Here is a 16,540-nt window from a genome sequence, read left to right as displayed (position 1 = left end):
GCAGGAGATGAAATGGGTAACGTGAGAGGTCAAGATCAGGTAGGAGCAAGCAGAGCGAAGCCAAAAGCAATGGCAAAGGGAGCTGAGAGTCCGTGAAGCGTGACGATGAGCCGGGGAGCATCTGCTGGACGAGCATTCCGTGCTAGGCGCTGATCCCAGGAGAGCCGCCAATGCGCGCGCTCCGCTCGGGTGAAGATCTTCTCTGTGGCGCAAGGGCTGCGCGGTGGAGAGAATGGAGCGGAACTTTCCAGACAGACCATTTGGCTGCGGACCACTTTCAGCCAGGTTCGCCGGATGCTGCACCGTGGCCAGTCGCGCCAGAGCACCGGAGCGGAAGGAGAGCGGGCAGGGGTTGAGTCAGGAGGCGGCGAGGAGTCCGCGTGAGAAGAGGAGAGTGGCCACAGGACCGCACTGACCCGTCGTGGCTTGAGCGTGGTGCTGCTCTCCTGGCACTGTGCCCGCAACGGGCAGGAACGACAATGACCAATGCGAGCGGCATACAAGAGTCGTAAGGAGCCATCGCGCTCGGGGCGCCGCTCCTGGAGATAGAGCGGATGGTTGGCAGGGCAACGTAGACTTCCATCGGGTTGCGGCGTAAACGCGGAGCCAGGAAACCCATGTGTAAACGATGTGTGAGCCCATTGCGGTGGACTGTACGTGACCGCAGGAGGCGGTGCTGCCGGAGATTCAGGCTCATCGGTTGAAAGAGGTTCAGCCTCATATGCGGGAGCAAATTCGGTCGTGCGCAGTTCAGAGGGAGAGGGCTGTTGTCCCAATTCTAATCGAAGGTTCCAAACCCATTGGGCCAAAATGTGAGCAAACTCCTGGCCACAGGGGGTATGAGAGTACCAGCGATCCATCTCTTGCTCCTCGTCTTCATCAGCCAACACCGTCTCAAACGAGCCACGATGCAGGTAGAGGTCAAGCACATCTGAAGCGGTAAACGCCGGGGCAGGAAGCGTGCTGACAAAAAGTTCGGAGACGGTACCGCCGCGCTCGACGCCAACGGTTGGAGCTGGATGGGCCGCGACCACCAGGCGCACCTCGGGTCCCGTTGGCGTTAAGGGAACGGAGATACAATCGTAGAGCGCGCGTCATGCCGCTTTCCGCGTGGGTGCTAACCTGATCTGGAGTGTGGGCCAAGCGTTGTTTCACCACCTCGAGATCCAGGAGATGATAGGCCCAACTCCTCGCAACCACGGAAAGATGAGCCGAGAGCACATCGAGAAGAGGCGCGGCATCGCCATACAGGCCGTCTAATCGTACAAGGATGGAGGCGGGAGAAAGTCCGTGCTGTGTCGCATAGCGTTTGATCACCCCGATTGCTCATTGCAGGTCGCCGCGGTAGTCCCCATTCCCAGCTCCACCAAACGTGCCGAGCAACTGATGCGTATGTGTTTGGAGAATCACGGTTCTGGTGCGAACCGCTTCCCCGCGCTTGCGCCCAGTGTAGCCCGGCGCGCACACCTGATCAAACCGACGATGGGGAGCAGGCAAAGCGTCCGTTTGCGGAAGTGCGCGTTGGCGGGCGGCTTGCCATGTTCCATCCACATCGACCACTACCCACTGCCCGCCTGTCCGATCACATAAACCACCAGGGAAGGGAAACGATTTGCGAGCAAGCAGATCCTTTTGAAAGAGCATTCGCAAGGCTTCCACTGTCGGCTGATCGAGGGCGGCAAGAAAACGGGAGAGGGTCGAGCGGTGGGGCAACTGATCGCGACCAAACAAAGCCATGAACGGCTCGGCCCACGGGGCGAGCCGTTCGTAGAAGGCCAACAAGGTCGGCTCTCCTGAAACCGCATAGCCGATCAACACCGCGATAAAATCGATGAGATCGTCGTGACCAATGCGGGCACGAGCGAAGCGCACCCGCTTCTGGATCGCAGTGAGGATGCCCTCGTGGGTGAAAACCTGAGCGAAGGCGGCGACTTCTTCCAGCCAGGACGGAGCTGAGGGCTTCAATTCCGGCGTAATCTGGACGGTGACGGAAGAAAACGTCATACGACAAGCGTATCTCCTTCAATACGAGAGCGCAGCCGCCGAAGTTCGGCACGGCATCGGAGAACGATTACCGGAAACCCAAAAACAGGTTGGGCTGGACAAGGGAAGAGGCTTCTGACTCCGGTCTTGGCAGGATGTGCTCACTTCCCTCCATGTGTCGCCAGTCTGTGGGATGGGTTATGCATCAGACCGGCGCAAGGTTCCAGCCCCCCATATTTCGGCGACTCGTCCGTTTTCGATCCGAAAAATCTCCATGATGAGAGGGAGAGGCTCTCCTGGAGGCGTTGGAATACCGTGAACTGTGACCCGCAGCGCGACTTTGTCGCCTTCAGCAATGAGATCCTCGACGACGAAGTGCGTCTGAGGGAAAATGGCAAAGGCGTTGGTCACCGCCGCTCTCGCGCTCTCAATGCCAACTTCTCCCATGGCATGCCTGATAATGTGTGGATCAAAGAGTTCGTCCAAGGTCGCGAGATCCTGCGTGTTGATGGCTTCGTAGACACGCAAGGCCAAAGCCTTGTTCTCTGTTGCTCTCATGCACAATCTCCTGTGAATGCTTCTTCCTGATAAATCCATCGCCTGTGTGTTGAGCAGGCATTCATTTTTGTTGCTGGCCTTCCTCTTGAAGAGCGCGTATGTTGGCATGTAACCGTTCGAGAACGTGCAGTACCAGCTCCTGTTCTTCTCTGGGGATACCATTGAGCAGTTGTGTCTGAAACAAGCGGTGCGCCGCCCGCAGTCCAGCAACGATTTGCTGACCGGAAACCGTCAAAGAGACGAGCGTATAGCGATTATCCTGGGGATCGAGGCGACGGCTGAGTACTCCTTCGGACTCAAACTGCTTGACCAGACGCGTAATCGTGGCTCCATCAACGGCTAATTGCTGCTGTAAAGCAGCATGGCTGAGCTCGCCGCTCTCTGACAGCAGGGTTAGCAATTGCCGTCGGAGCTGACTCATGCCGACATGTCGATCAAAGGCTTGCCTGGATTCAGAACAGACAGCCGCCAATTGTTGAAAAAAGGTATCCTCAAAAACATCCATTCGTCACTTTGCCTCCGAGTCCTCTGTCAATTTCCGCACTTCGGAAGAAGGCGGTGCATATTTTTTATTTATATCATCAACTCTTGATATTGTCAATAGATGACATATAAAACAGATGACGCCTGGCTTTTTTGACTCCCGGCGATGCGCGTTTCCGTAAGGAATGACAGTTGCCTTGGAAGAAGATGACTCCTTTTGCGGTTTAGTGTCGAGAAATCTCCAGGAAAGGTGGGAGATCTATCTAGGGTGGAAAAGCAATGTCATTCCCCATCTTTATGAGACCGTTTTCCCTCTTATTGTTCAGCTATGATTCTCGTTGCGCATCCCGTGGGTAATGGAGGTCCAACATCGACAAAATGGAGCACCTCCACCATGTGCATCCGCTTCTCATCGATGTCGCTTGGCTGAACAGAAGCATCCTTCAAATCCATTTGAATCTCCTCAAGCGGCTCGCGTTGTGACCAGGGCCTGCGTTGCCGCCAGGGGGTCGAGGAGAGGTCCCTGCTGCCGCAGGATCTTCCAAATAGTGGCAGCCGAGCGGGGAATCCAGATACCGAACTGGGTCAGTTCCTGATCGCGTAACAGGAAGGCGCGAATGGTGCGAGCCCCAGTACGCGTAGCACCTGCTCGGGCGGATGCTCACGGATCTGCACGATGCGCGCCCCAATGCGTGGATACACTTCGGGGAAGGGGGTCTTGCGCGCGAGAACGAGCCTGCAAGACCGAGAGACCATCAGCCAGAGCGGCAAGCAAGCGCTGCTTCTATTTGCAGACCCAGCCGACCGATATGCGCAAGGTGTGGGCATATTCACGCAGCAACCAGCCGGGATGCACGCGCAAAAGCCCCGAAGAGGAACACGTTTTTCTCCCCACATCGCTCCATACACTTCTCACCTTTCAGTTGTATTCTAGCATGAAGTGTCCCTGGAAACCAGGCTCTTGGGGAAGTGAGTTTCAAAAAACTTTGCTTGATTGTACTTAGCAAGCGGGATTTGAGCAGTTTGAGCAAGCCAAACGGCCCAAAGGCAGTAAGGTTCATATCGCTGTCGATACGCTTGGATACCTCTTGACCTTGTTGGTGACGCCTCCCGATGAACAGGCTTGAGACCAGATGGCGGCTCTGGCAGAACAGGGATAGGACCTGACGAGCCAGAACGCTCACAAGGCTTTTGTCGACCAGGACTACACAGGTGAGGCCCGCGAGATAGGAGGGCATCGAGCTGTTTGCCAATGCCAGGCAGGGCTTCGTGCTCCAGCCTCATCGCTTGGTCTTTGAGCACTTCTTTGCTTGAGTGGCCGCTTTCGGTGATTTGTCCGGGATGATGAGCGGCTTCCGCAAACAGTAGTTGGCCGGCATTCCGTTGTCTTCGTTTGTCTTATGCTTTTACACGCATCTATTCTAGCTTAATTCCATAATAGCATCTAGAAAGGCTATCAAAGGTATGATACGGATGATTCTGTATCATATTCACCAAGCAGTTTGATCAAGAATTGTTTGCTTTAACCTATACAAAAAATAAAACTTTTTCTGTGGTATAAGGAAAAAAGAACTCTACAAAATGATGTCTATTCCTTACTGTTATTCTCGTTCTCTGTGGTACCCCTGTGATGAACGTAAATTCTTAATTATTTGTAATGCAAACAATATTGCATTTATAGATAGCAAAAGGAACCAAAGACAGAGTAATGCCAAAAAAGAGCTAAAGTTATCCATCAAAAGAACGGAGAAAATGATGATAAGACAAATAGAAATAAAAACGTATCTATATAAAGATTGAACAGCGTTTCTATAAAGTGGTCTCAAGCAGAAAAAAGAACCACGGCTATAAAAATACTTACCCAAGATAGAGGTATCCAGGGAAGGTGATTTGGTCCAGAAAGAAAATCGAAAAGCAACTTCAGAGCGCATCCCATACCGAGAAGAAGGATAATACCAGAGGAAAGAAAGAACCTCCTCCTCTTATCAGGTGCGGGAACAAACGTAATTTTCTCGCCTTCCGTGTGCAATTGATTCGTCGACAACTCTTCATTGGTTTGAATGTGATGATACTCCTCAAATGAATGGAAATCCTGCCGCACCTTCTTCCCTTTCATTGCACCTTTCAAGAGATAAAGAAAATTTTCATTTTATTTCTAGGATTTCCTTTCAATATACCATATATTCCCTATATGAGCAATATTACATCTATATAGCTTATTGCCTGCAATAACTTTTTCAAACAAATCAAAATCGGAACAGGTTCACAGAGTAATCGTAGAATGGCGCGCAAGAGCCAAAGGAGATGCGGGTTCGTTCTAGAAGCACGATCTGCGCTCATGGATCTTCCTGCTTCCAGATCGGTTTGCTATGATCGCCTGCTGACCAAGCTGTGCGAGAAGCTACCTTCCTTGTGGATCACTTGCCAACTCTGTCACTGTTAACAGGCTGCCGGTAAAAACGTACCGAACGTATGAGACGTGGCAGCATATATTGCGTTGTGGCTCCAGATCCACCCAGGCGATGACGACAAGTGTATGCGTGATTTCGCTGGGCGACAAGCGCTACACCAAGCCAATGTCTGGATTATCACTGGAATAATCTGCCGAACAATTCTCTTCCAACCCGCATACAATAAGCCTATCGCTCGCTGATGCGGATCAAAGAAAGCAACCGTCGCGCAATCAGCAACCGGGATGAACAGTGGGCAACCACGAAGATTCGTGACAAGGCCATCAGTTTCGGGAATTTGTAGGAAAAGTCCTTTCTCGGTGAAGAATGATCGACCATCTGAATCCGATTGCCGTGGATAAGCTGTGCTTGAACAACAGAGGCAGAATTAATATCCGAAACCTGGCAAAGTCTCTGCCGATTTCTGGTGACATGTCATCCTCGTCTCCAACGCGTGAAGAGAGATTGAGCGAGGAGAGCGGGCCACAACTTACTCCCCCAGCCGAGTCGTCGTAATGCAAGCAAGAGATGAGAATATGCGCTTTTCAGCGCAACCCATACCAGGTTACGAAAGACATCGGCTAGGGAAAGATAAACAGGAAACCCCTTCATTATTGATATCTGTTAGCGACTCTACAGAAAATCAACGTCCCATTCCGATTAGACTGGAATATTTGTCAATTCAGTACGATGTAGATTGTCGTATTTCCTATCCAGATGGGAGTATTGAGGAAGGATACTTCACCATTATACGCTGCACAGGTTCAGAGAAAGTTCTTCATGACTATTTTCTCCGCATTATTGGTGCTATAGTCATATCGCTTGGACCCACTCCCACTCGGATTGATGTTGCCCAAGCTATAGACAAATTGGTTGAATTGTTCCGCGCAATGACAGAGAAGCCTCGAAAATCTATCCAAGGATTATGGGCAGAATTATTTCTGATTGCACGAGCGCGCAAAACAGCCACTATGGTTGCGGCTTGGCATATAACACCTAACGATTGCTATGACTTCAGTGCTGGTAATCACCGGATCGAAGTCAAAAGCGTAGCTGGCAGAGTAAGACAACATCATTTTATGCTTGAGCAGCTATGCCCACCAGCAGACACAAACGTCCTGATTGCGTCTCTCTTTGTTGAACACGCAGGATCAGGAACCTCAGTCATGGAACTGATAGAGAGTATCCGCCTCCGTATCAGCAAGCATCCAGACCTTGTTTTACAGTTCGACCGAATGATTGCTTTGACCATTGGCAAGTATTGGCGTTATGCCTCAGAGGAAAGATTTGACCGCGAACTGGCAGAAGAATCACTCGCCTTCTTTGAACCATGTGCTATTCCTATGATAAACCCTAGCCTCCCTACAGGGGTCAGTTCAGTTCATTTCAAATCTGATTTGACAGGTAGACCCACAGCTAATCTTGTTCATTATCGAGCAATGGGAGGGCTATTTCAGGCAGCATTACGCCGATAATGCAAAATTCGGTTGTAGAGATGACTCTTACAAGTTCTAAGGCAAGCTATACAATTTAGTTCAATTTATAGGTATGACATTAAGTAGATATTCGGAAAATAAAGGGAACCAGAAACAATCTCCGCTGATATTGCCCAAGCTTCATCTGTTGTTTTCCAAAAAAATATAATCACAATTCCGATTTGTTAATAGCTATTAAAAACTCGATACTCAATGCATGATATAATCCAGCAATAGAAGATAGAAAACCGTATCCAGTGATATGACAGACGAAGAATGAGCTGCTGACAGCTTCATACTTGACCTTGTTGCCGAAAGATGCCGAGCAGCGTCGCTAGAACGGACCTGCGGGAGGTCTTCAACCCTTTGCTCTAGATCGGAAGACAGGAGCCCTTTACCGTTGGTTGTCAACGAATTTGTCCCCTGGCCCATTGCGTACCAACAAACACGACAATGGGTTATCTCAGGCTGTTTTGGGGTCATGCTACACCATTTGCATATACTCTTGTGTGACATCAAAAGACACAGATGTCAACTAGAGACCGCGATTCTTGCTAGTCGCACTCCGCAATCCATGCCAGAAAAATGGCGCTCGTGCAGCTAGTGAGCAGGCCAAACGACATAAAGGCGGTAAGGTCCATATTGCCATCAACACCCTCGGGCACCTTTTTAAAGCTGCTGGCCACCTGCTCATGTCTAGGATTGCGATCAGCTAGCGGTTCTAGTAAAACTGGTGCAGGGCCTGTAGGTGAAAATGTACGCGTGAGCTTCGTCAATTAGGACGAATACAGGAAAGTACCAAGTTGGTGAGAGTAAGCTGCCACCTGCCAAACAGAACCTCATGGCCCTTGCCACACTGATGGGTAATCGAGCGTCACATAAGCTGGGGGTAATCGCTTTCGGCACGTGTCCACGACGATGAACGGATCCCACAGATAATTGCTGGTCTACAGGTTGTCGTCTTCGCGTGCCTCATGCTTTCTCCATTCATTCATGAGAGCTTGAGTCCGTAACCAGTCTCTAACCGCTTGATACTCTAGTTTCCGGCCAATTACTATTATAAATATAGCCTTTCCAGATATACTACTACACCTTCATTCTTTCTCTTCCTCTTCCAAACAGACAAAGAGAATAATAGACCATTCGCACTATGTGGAAAGATGGTTTTCAGCAAGCAAACAGCATCAAACTGGTAAACCTATGAAGAAGATGCACATCAACTTACCATCCCACATAGTCATAACAGATGAGCTTCAAATCTTCTCGCTTGAGTGGGCTTTTCTTCTCCGGTTTCGGTTGTGCTTGCGTCTCAATATCGAGTTTCAAGACAACATCAAGTAATGCACGCGCATTTCGATCTTTCTTAAACAGCTCCAATGCTTTACGCAACTCCTTGATATACACACGAGGCAGTGGCTTACTCAGCTTCTGCATCGCTTCTATCACCTCTTTCCGGCGTACATCCCGCCCATTAGCGAACTGGCGTAATACGGCTGAGACTTTCTGCTGCATTGGATCAAGAATTTTCGGTGCCTCTTCAATGCTTCTCTGGTTCTCTGAAGCCTGCAAAATCGAGGATATCACTTTCTCCTGTAACGCAAAAATATCAACCTGAAAATGAGTCGGTACAACACGTCCTGTATCTGGTTGACACTGAATGAGATTGAGAATACGATAGCGGTTATCTTCTATCACCCCTCCACGAGGATCACTCGCTAAATCCACATAGCGCCAGAAATGCTGTCGTCCCACCGCCTTGCCTCCCCGGCTCCCCCGTTCCCTCACTGGCGCGGTAAAATAGAAAAAGACTCCTTTGTGGCCATCCCGCCATAAGCCGCTGTGAATTCCATCCGGTAGCGCTTCAAGCATATTGCGCATCTCATCAGTCAATAACGATTTCAGGTTATGCAATAACAGTTCACCGCTCACCAGCTCAAGCATGTTCTCTTGTTCTTCGATCACACGACCATCTGCCTGCTCAATACGTCGCAGGGTATTGAAGTTCTGTGGATGCACCGTTTCACCCAGAATACTCTCATCGAGCAAGCCACTACGATCGATACTTGCGATTTTGGCGGATAGGCTCTCAACCAGCTTTAATAGACGCTCCAGCCCATCATCTGGGAACATGTTCATAATCCACAGCGTCTCATAGCTTGTTCCGATACGATCAATACGCCCCGCACGCTGTACCATGCGTGTTGGGTTCCAATGAAGATCATAGTTAATGAGAATACCGCAATCCTGCAAATTCTGACCTTCAGAGAGCACATCCGTCGAGATCAAGATATCAATTTCCTGATCGCTTCCAGCAATGTCGAGCCGATTATTCACAAGCGGTGCAAACTGAGCAATGATTTTCGCACGCTCACGGCTATCGTTTCCACTGTCCATCCGCTTCAACAAGGGATTACCTGCTTCTTCTCGCCAGGCCATCATATCCGGATCATCAGAAGTAAGACAGCGATAGAGATAGCGAGCCGTATCTTTATAATAGGTGAACAAGAGCACTTTTTGCCCTTTGAGTTCTGTTTTCAGTAAGTCTTTCAAGCGCTGCAGCTTCGCATCTCGCTTCGGTGTAATGGATGCGATATGCATCCAGATCTCATTTAATGCCTCAACATCTTTGCTCACATCAAGATAGAGTTGCTTCAAATCATACTGGCTCGGATCCAGCGTCGGAAGCTGCTCAATAAAACGCCGCGCCTCTTCGTCTGCATCCAGATCTTCTGCCAATGACTGTGGCACGGCATCATCTTCCTCCTCCTCATGCTCAAGGAAGCGAAGCGCCCTCTGAAAACTACTGCTATCGAACACCTTCCCTTCCAGAATGTAGCTCATGAAGGTCTTCAGGAACTCCAATGCACGCCGAACACTGATCCGAAATGCATCGATACTGCTTTCAAGTCGCTTCAAGTAGCGTGTTTTAAAGATGCCGACAAGCGCTTCTTCTCGCCCCTCTTCAAACTGATCGCGGGCAACCTCCGACTTCTTATACGTCTCAAGCTTATAGGGAGCCAGGCGCAACCCTTCAATATGCTTGACAATCGTGGTGTAGATACCCTCATAGGTGCCCTCAAGGTTATAACGTACCGTCTTCAAGCGCCGTTCAGGCCAGCGAATAGGCATTCCTTTAATGGTCGCATTCGGATATGCCTGCTTGATAAATGGACGTGTGCGACGAATCACCACTTCTTCAAGCAAATTAAAGAGCGCAAGACCGCTCTCTTTCTGTTGGTGGCGTTGAGCAGCCATAAAATAGCGCTGCAAATCTCCAATGCCCGCCTCAGCAAAATAGCTTCGATCACCACCGGTAAAGAGATTAATTTGATGATACAGGTCAAAGATACTGTTATTTATCGGGGTCGCCGTTAACAAGATGATCTTTTTGCGTTCTCCGCTCATTGCGCCTTTGCGTTGGTTCCCTGCTAACAAAAGCTCAAGCTTCTCATAGCGCCTCGTCGATTTGTTGCGAAAATTATGGCTCTCATCAATTAAGACGAGATCGGCGTCGAGATACGGCTGGATATCATATTCCTCTCGTCCAAGCATCTCTTGGGTCAGAATATGTACCGCGATGCCGGCACTCCTGGTCTCTTCATCCCACATCTTCTTGAGCGAGGCAGGGCAAATAATCACGGCCTTATACCGAAGATGATAGGCATAATCTTCTAGCAGCTTCTTGCCGATCCAGGTCTTTCCCAACCCAACACTATCGGCGATCATCACTCCATCATAGCGTAGCAGAATCTTGCGGGCTCTTCTGACTGCATCCTCCTGAAACTCGCTCAGCTCGATAACTGAGCGCGTCTTTCCATTGCCCTCCTGCGCTTCCAACTCGTCTCGAAAATACTCAAAGAGCGCTTTCATGTATACCTGATAGGGTGTGTATTCCTTGCGCCCAAACTTCGAGGCGTCAAGCAGCTCGATAAGCTCCGCTTTGAAGTCATGGGCAGCTTCCCATTGCCGCTCATACCACTCAGCTAGCTCATTCATTGCCAAAAGACCGGGCACATTAGCCGCGATACGACGCGATTCTTCCTCGGTCTCCACAAGCTGCCTTTTCTCCTCTGGCCTCAGAAGCGCAGGCAACCGCTCCGGCGCAATATCCTCTGTCACCAGATTCGCACGATGTACCAGGTTGAGCTCTTTGTTCACCTGCAAGCCAGCACGCGTGAAATTCGAGGAGCCCACAATTGCAAGCTGTGGTGAGAGCAGCGCCAGCCCTTCACTTCCATAGACAAGGTAACATTTGGCATGCAAAAATCCCTGACGATAGAGGCGCACTTCGACCGAGGAACGTTGAAGAAACGCGGTGAGATCCTCAACTTGTTGCAGCATCCGTTCATTGAAGGAGGCCTCATTCAACTCGTGGAGCAGATCCTGCACGATTTCTGCCTTCTCGTCTTCGCGCCCGATATCTTTTCCCTGCTTTGGTTCCGCTCCCAATAAGAGCCGAAACGAACGGGCACCGGCTTCGAGATTGCGCTGCAACAACGCCCATCCACCAATATTAAAATAGGCGGTCGCGATATCAAGCTGAAATCCCTTCTGGGCTTGAGACAGAATTCGGTTTAAGACATCGCTCAGCGTATGCTGCTGATTGTCAATCACAAACGGAATCGAAAGATGTCCGCTCTCGTATGATGGTTGCGTCTGCTTCCTCTCTGGACTCATGGTTTCGCCTCCCTACTCCTCTACTCCCTTTCCTGTTTCCGCCTCGATCACGGCGATCTCCTCATCTGTGAGCCCGTAGAGCCGATAGACAATCTGGTCTATCAGAGCATCAGTTCGACGCAACTGCTTCTTCAATGGCAGGATCGTTTCCAGACTCTTCTCGTATTCCGCAATGATCTCTCCTTGAAGGCTGGCAAATCGCGGCCACGCAGCCAGACGCGCTTTGTTCTTCTTAAGGGTATCTATCAGGCCTTCCGCTGAGAGCTTCACATCCCTCTTCTGATACTCTCCAGGGTAATTCAGCAGCTTATCCTTCCCGGCCAGCGACGCAAGCCCGGTTCGCCCCTGCCGATCAGGCATGATCCTGAGCGTGCGTTCCAGCCAGGAGAGGAAATCTTTTTGCGCCTGCTGTTTCTTCTTGTTGAACACCAGCATCTGTTCTGCCAGAAAGGCGAGCAGATCGCGGATCACATCAGCAGCCTCCGGCTTCTTCGATAGATAAAAATCTATAAATGCAAGCAGATCATCCATCTCAACCGCTTCCCGCTTCAGATAGGCCTCATAGAGCTGGCGTGCCTCCTCCAGCGCGGCGTGACGGTCCGCCTCCGGGGTCACATCCTTGATCTTGCGGATAGGGATTTTATTTATATATTGGGCGATAAATCGCAAATATCCCCCCCGATAAGTGGATGATATGTGGCGATAGAAGAATTCTATCAAACTACTATTTAATAGAGCAACAAGCTCTACGGTATCAGAAACAAAAATATAAGCAGTATTTAACAGAAACTCACCGTTCTCACTGTATGTAAAACTGCATATATTTGCAATATCAGGAAATATAATCTTCGGTTTCTCGAACTCGGCGTAGTAGGCAACAGTATCTTGTATTTCATACCACTGATATGGTCCTGGTTTTCTTCCCTTCCATTCCCCATATCTTCTTGTATCCCAATCCACAGGACGCGGCTCTAACCGCTCTCTGAATGCTTCTAGATGTTCTTTGATAGCTTTGTATTTAGAAAGATTAATTCCCCTTCTTGTAAAGATTAAATACTGGTTGTCGAACTCAATTTGATACCGCTTGATATCTGCACCGGCTAAAAGGGGTTTGATAATCTCCGCACTGGTGGGGTCCTGTGCAATCAGGCGATCACGTGTCTCCTGATTGATCACAAAAGCATCATTGCAACCTGTCAGAACTCCACGACGAAGCTTCTCCCCTACTATATCCTTTAGAGGGACGCTGCATGCCTTGATCTTCTGTAAAATGCTCTCCCCATCCTTATTGGCAAGCGACCAGTGGGCACCCTTCAGCGCATCTTCAGGCAGCTCAACCAGACTGCCTTCAAGCACGGTATTCAGAGAGAGTTTGGGAAGCTGATCAAACTGCGCCTGTGTCACTCTGGTATAGGTTGTCGGCGTCCCTGTACGTTTCGCCTTTCGGGTGAGCAGGATCAGCGGGTAGGTGGTCGCGTCACCAAAGACGGGAAGGTCTCCAAAGTCAATCAGCTTGTCAATACAGACCGGATCGTTCGCGAGGTACGCCCTGATCTCCGTGCCATAGTTCGCCCGCATGAATTTATTGGAGGTGATCATGCCAAAGCGCCCATTCTGGTGCAGCAGCAGATGACCCAGTTCGATGAAATAGGTTGAGAGGTCAGCGGTCCCAGTATAGACAGAGTAGAGGTGTTTCAGGACCTCTTTGAGCGAGCCGAGCCGCTCCTGACGTACATAGGGCGGGTTGCCAATCACCACATCAAAGCCGCCATCCTGTTTGAAGCGGGCCTTTTGCTTCCCATTCTCCTGTGAGATCTCAAAGAAGGCTTCGGGAAACTCAAGTTCCCAGTGGAAGAAGCGGTGCTCCTGAGCATCAGTGAGCGCGTTCTTGACGACCTGCTCTTGTTCCTTGTCCAGGAGTGTGAGCGTATTGTCACGACTCCATTCCTTCGAAACAGCGTTGCGCAAGAAATCGAGGGCGACATCTTGCTTTTCGTTCTCTTTCTTCGCCTTTTGCCCCTGAGAATCGCTCTTGTTGAGAGACCAGCGGCTGAGATAGACATGCATCTGCCGTTTAAAAGGAAGGAGTGCATGTTCGGCATCTTTATGTTTCGCCTTGCTTTGTTGCACCTGTTCCTTCGTGACATCGCTTAAATGGGCAACCGCAAGCGCATTTCTAGTTGCTTCGGGGATATCATTCTTCCATTCAAACGTGCTATAAAAGAGCGATTGCTGTGCAACCGAAGTAGGAGTGCCTGTGATATCGCTCTGGGCCTGTTCAAGCCATGCCCCCATCAGCGAATTGCCACAGCGCAAATGGTGATCCAGGAAAGAGAGCGGCGCACCAAGCGTGAAGCTGTCCAGCCAGAGGCTCACTTTTGCCAGCTCGACCGCCATCGGGTTGATATCCACACCATAGATGCAGCGCTTGAGCACCTGACGCTTCAGCAGGTTAATATCTGTCAATTTCGTTTCATCGATCTTGACACCCTGCCTCTCAACTTCGTCACGAATGTCCTTACGCATTTTTTGTAGATGATGCATAACAGGGTTCCAGGCAAAGCGATCCAAATATTTCACCATGCGATCGGTAATCAGATCCACCGCCTCAACCAGGAAATGTCCGCTACCCATCGAAGGATCAAGCACCTTGAAATCGAAGAAGTCTTCGATCAGCGCCTGTGCCTCGGGCAACTGATAGGCAGCTTCTTCTGCCTTTGCCTCGTTCTGCGTCTCTGGTGATAATTCTCGCATAATCTCGCGTTGATGGCGTAGCTCAAGCTGGAGTTCCCGAAAGCGAGGAAGAAGCTGATTCAGCTTGTCATCAAGCAGCTTGCCAACGGTTTCCTCGGCGATATATTTCACCACATAATCAGGGGTATAGTAGCTACCGCTCGTTTTCCGCTCACGCTTATCATTGATCAAATAGACCTCACCGGGCCGATAGATCACCTGCGAGGTTCCAGGCCGAAGCTGGATCGGGTGCTTGTGGGTCCTGCGAGCCTCTTCAAGAGAAATAAGCAACTCTTTCTGCTTGTGCTCATTTCCCTCCCGTACCACGACCATAGGCTGTGTCGCAAGCTGAAGGGAGAACTCAAGCAATCCCTCATAGATACTGCCGAGCTGGCGCACCCCAAGCGTCTTGTAATCAACCGGAATAAGCTTTGCCGCCTTCTCGTCCTCGACTCGAGCCAAACGATCAAGGCCAAGTGCCAGATAGCGATCAGGGATCTTCCGCGTATTGAGGAAGCGCACAACCTCAGCTTCTGCGGGCGTACCTGCTTCATCCGAATTTGTTAAGAAGAGGCCACCATTATAGAGAGGCACATTGAGTTCCACACTCCCCTTATCAATCGCCTTGAATAGTTCCTGAAGCCGCTCATACATCTCTGTAGAATGATCATCATAATACGCTCGAATAGCACCAGAGGCTTTCTCTTCTTGAATGCCCGCAACCGAGGCTATAGAGAGTTTCAATTTGTTGATACTCAGGCGATAATAGTTTGTCTCCTCGGTTGTCTCGTCGTTGGGCTTCTCAATTGGCAGGAGCTGACGGCTTTCCGCGTAGAAGAGAAAGAGCAGGCGATAGAGAAAGGTCAGGGTGCCATCAAAAATTGCTTTCAGGATCTGTTCCTGCTGGTGGGCAGGCAGCGTTTCAGGCTGTGCAGGATAGAGCCCGTGCTGTTTGCCATATTCAAGGAACCCCTGGGCCAGATGGGGAAAGACCTCCTCAAAGATACGATTCTTGAGCTGCTCTTCGAGGGTGTGAGCATAGAGCCCGCTTTCGCGGAAGATCTTCTCCAGCGTGATAGTGTCCTGCTCATCAAGCGTTGTCACCGCCGGTCTAAACGATGCAGCCCGGAAAAGAAACCAGAAATACCGAAAGGCCTCTGTAGGATCCAGCGGCTGCATACGGGCGATCTCATCAGGATATACTTCAAGATAATTCGTGCTTCTGCTATGTGCTTGCGCCGAATAGAGCCGCCACTGAACCCCGTTTGTCAGGATTCCCCAGGGGATTTCACCCGTTTCGTCACTCTGCTCAAAGAGCGAGACAACCGCCGCCCCGGGATTGTCAAGACGACGTTCCGGATCCTGCTCAATATCATACAGCGGATCAAACTCACCCTGCGGACGGTCAAGATCGCGCTCCCACTCGTAGGTGAGACAGAAGGCAACAGCAGGCGTGATCCGGTTTCCGGCGGCATCTTTGCGATAGAGCAAATAGAATGGGGGATGGCTCGGCCCAGATGCTGGTTTCTCTTCCACATCGAAGCCAAGCAACTCAAGGGTAGGCCGGATCAGTGCTTGCTGCAAGACCCCGACAGGCTTCCCCTGACAGGTCTCCCTTGCCTCATCATAGAGCCGGCAAAAGTTAGTAAAGGTCCGGCCAAACGTACGGCTTCTTGCGCCATCTCTAGTTTCTCGCCAAGCGGTTTCCTCGGGGAGGCGATACTCTAAATAATAGTCCGAGAACAGAGAGCGATTGTTAAAATATTCCTTGCTCCAGTAGGCGGTTTCATAGATAGTATATAAGCGGTCAGCATAGCTTGTAACATCTTCGCCTTCATGCCGCCTCAGCATCTGGAGCAAGCGAAACGAGACATCATCCAGAGCCGAGCGCTTGATCTGAAAAGAGCGGGGTACCCCCCCGATGTAGACCTGATTCCCTTCTTGATCGTGCTGAACGACATCAGCACGAAACATGAGGAAGAGAAATTCAAGTATCTCATAATCGTTTGTTAGGATCAACAAACTATGTAGGCCACGTCTCTGAATGGCCTTCGCAATTTGCGTCCGATGATCCTTTCTTATTGAGAGCCCCTGTATTTCTACCAGGTAGACAGGGAGTTCCAGCGCCCCATCACGTAAGGACGCAATCCGTTCAAAGTGAGAGATAGAAGTTTCAACAGA

Annotated in this window: 11 protein-coding genes; 1 reads left to right on the top strand and 10 read right to left on the bottom strand. The window is 50.2% G+C overall.

Annotated elements, in window-relative coordinates:
• Positions 1–35 precede the first annotated feature (35 nt).
• The 7 genes from KTH_RS32325 to KTH_RS32295 form a co-directional block, all read right to left on the bottom strand.
• Positions 36–1,043: a hypothetical protein gene (locus tag KTH_RS32325; RefSeq protein ID WP_497623030.1), complete on the bottom strand. Its 1,008-nt coding sequence runs from the start codon at positions 1,041–1,043 to the stop codon at positions 36–38.
• Between the two features lie 283 nt (positions 1,044–1,326).
• A complete protein-coding gene (locus KTH_RS32320) occupies positions 1,327–1,965 on the bottom strand; it encodes a hypothetical protein (RefSeq protein ID WP_497623028.1) in 639 nt (212 codons plus the stop codon).
• A 216-nt stretch (positions 1,966–2,181) separates the two neighbouring features.
• A complete protein-coding gene (locus KTH_RS32315; RefSeq protein ID WP_497623026.1) occupies positions 2,182–2,541 on the bottom strand; it encodes an ester cyclase in 360 nt (119 codons plus the stop codon).
• A gap of 61 nt (positions 2,542–2,602) precedes the next feature.
• Entirely contained in the window at positions 2,603–3,046 is a 444-nt protein-coding gene (locus KTH_RS32310; protein WP_497623024.1) for a MarR family winged helix-turn-helix transcriptional regulator, read from the bottom strand.
• 293 nt (positions 3,047–3,339) lie between these two features.
• The gene (locus KTH_RS32305) at positions 3,340–3,477 is read right to left on the bottom strand and encodes a hypothetical protein (RefSeq protein ID WP_497623022.1); all 138 of its coding nucleotides are present in this window, start codon (positions 3,475–3,477) and stop codon (positions 3,340–3,342) included.
• Positions 3,478–3,609: 132 nt separating this feature from the next.
• Positions 3,610–3,780, bottom strand: a complete 171-nt coding sequence (locus KTH_RS32300; protein WP_497623020.1) for a hypothetical protein — start codon at positions 3,778–3,780, stop codon at positions 3,610–3,612.
• Between the two features lie 1,683 nt (positions 3,781–5,463).
• A complete protein-coding gene (locus tag KTH_RS32295) occupies positions 5,464–5,727 on the bottom strand; it encodes a laccase domain-containing protein (RefSeq protein WP_497623309.1) in 264 nt (87 codons plus the stop codon).
• Positions 5,728–6,010: 283 nt separating this feature from the next.
• Between KTH_RS32295 and KTH_RS32290 the strand changes: the two genes are divergently transcribed.
• Positions 6,011–6,949 (top strand): PD-(D/E)XK motif protein, encoded by a 939-nt coding sequence (locus KTH_RS32290; protein ID WP_497623018.1) that lies wholly within the window; start codon positions 6,011–6,013, stop codon positions 6,947–6,949.
• 554 nt (positions 6,950–7,503) lie between these two features.
• Here the strand turns inward: KTH_RS32290 and KTH_RS32285 are convergent.
• From KTH_RS32285 to KTH_RS32275, 3 genes are all read right to left on the bottom strand, one after another.
• A complete protein-coding gene (locus KTH_RS32285; RefSeq protein WP_497623016.1) occupies positions 7,504–7,635 on the bottom strand; it encodes a hypothetical protein in 132 nt (43 codons plus the stop codon).
• A gap of 535 nt (positions 7,636–8,170) precedes the next feature.
• A complete protein-coding gene (locus KTH_RS32280; RefSeq protein WP_497623014.1) occupies positions 8,171–11,626 on the bottom strand; it encodes a helicase-related protein in 3,456 nt (1,151 codons plus the stop codon).
• Positions 11,627–11,638: 12 nt separating this feature from the next.
• Positions 11,639–16,333, bottom strand: a complete 4,695-nt coding sequence (locus KTH_RS32275) for an Eco57I restriction-modification methylase domain-containing protein (RefSeq protein WP_497623012.1) — start codon at positions 16,331–16,333, stop codon at positions 11,639–11,641.
• Between the last annotated feature and the right edge of the window lie 207 nt (positions 16,334–16,540).

It is taken from the genome of Thermosporothrix sp. COM3, from assembly GCF_059696735.1.
This window is presented reverse-complemented; position numbering and strand designations above follow the sequence as displayed.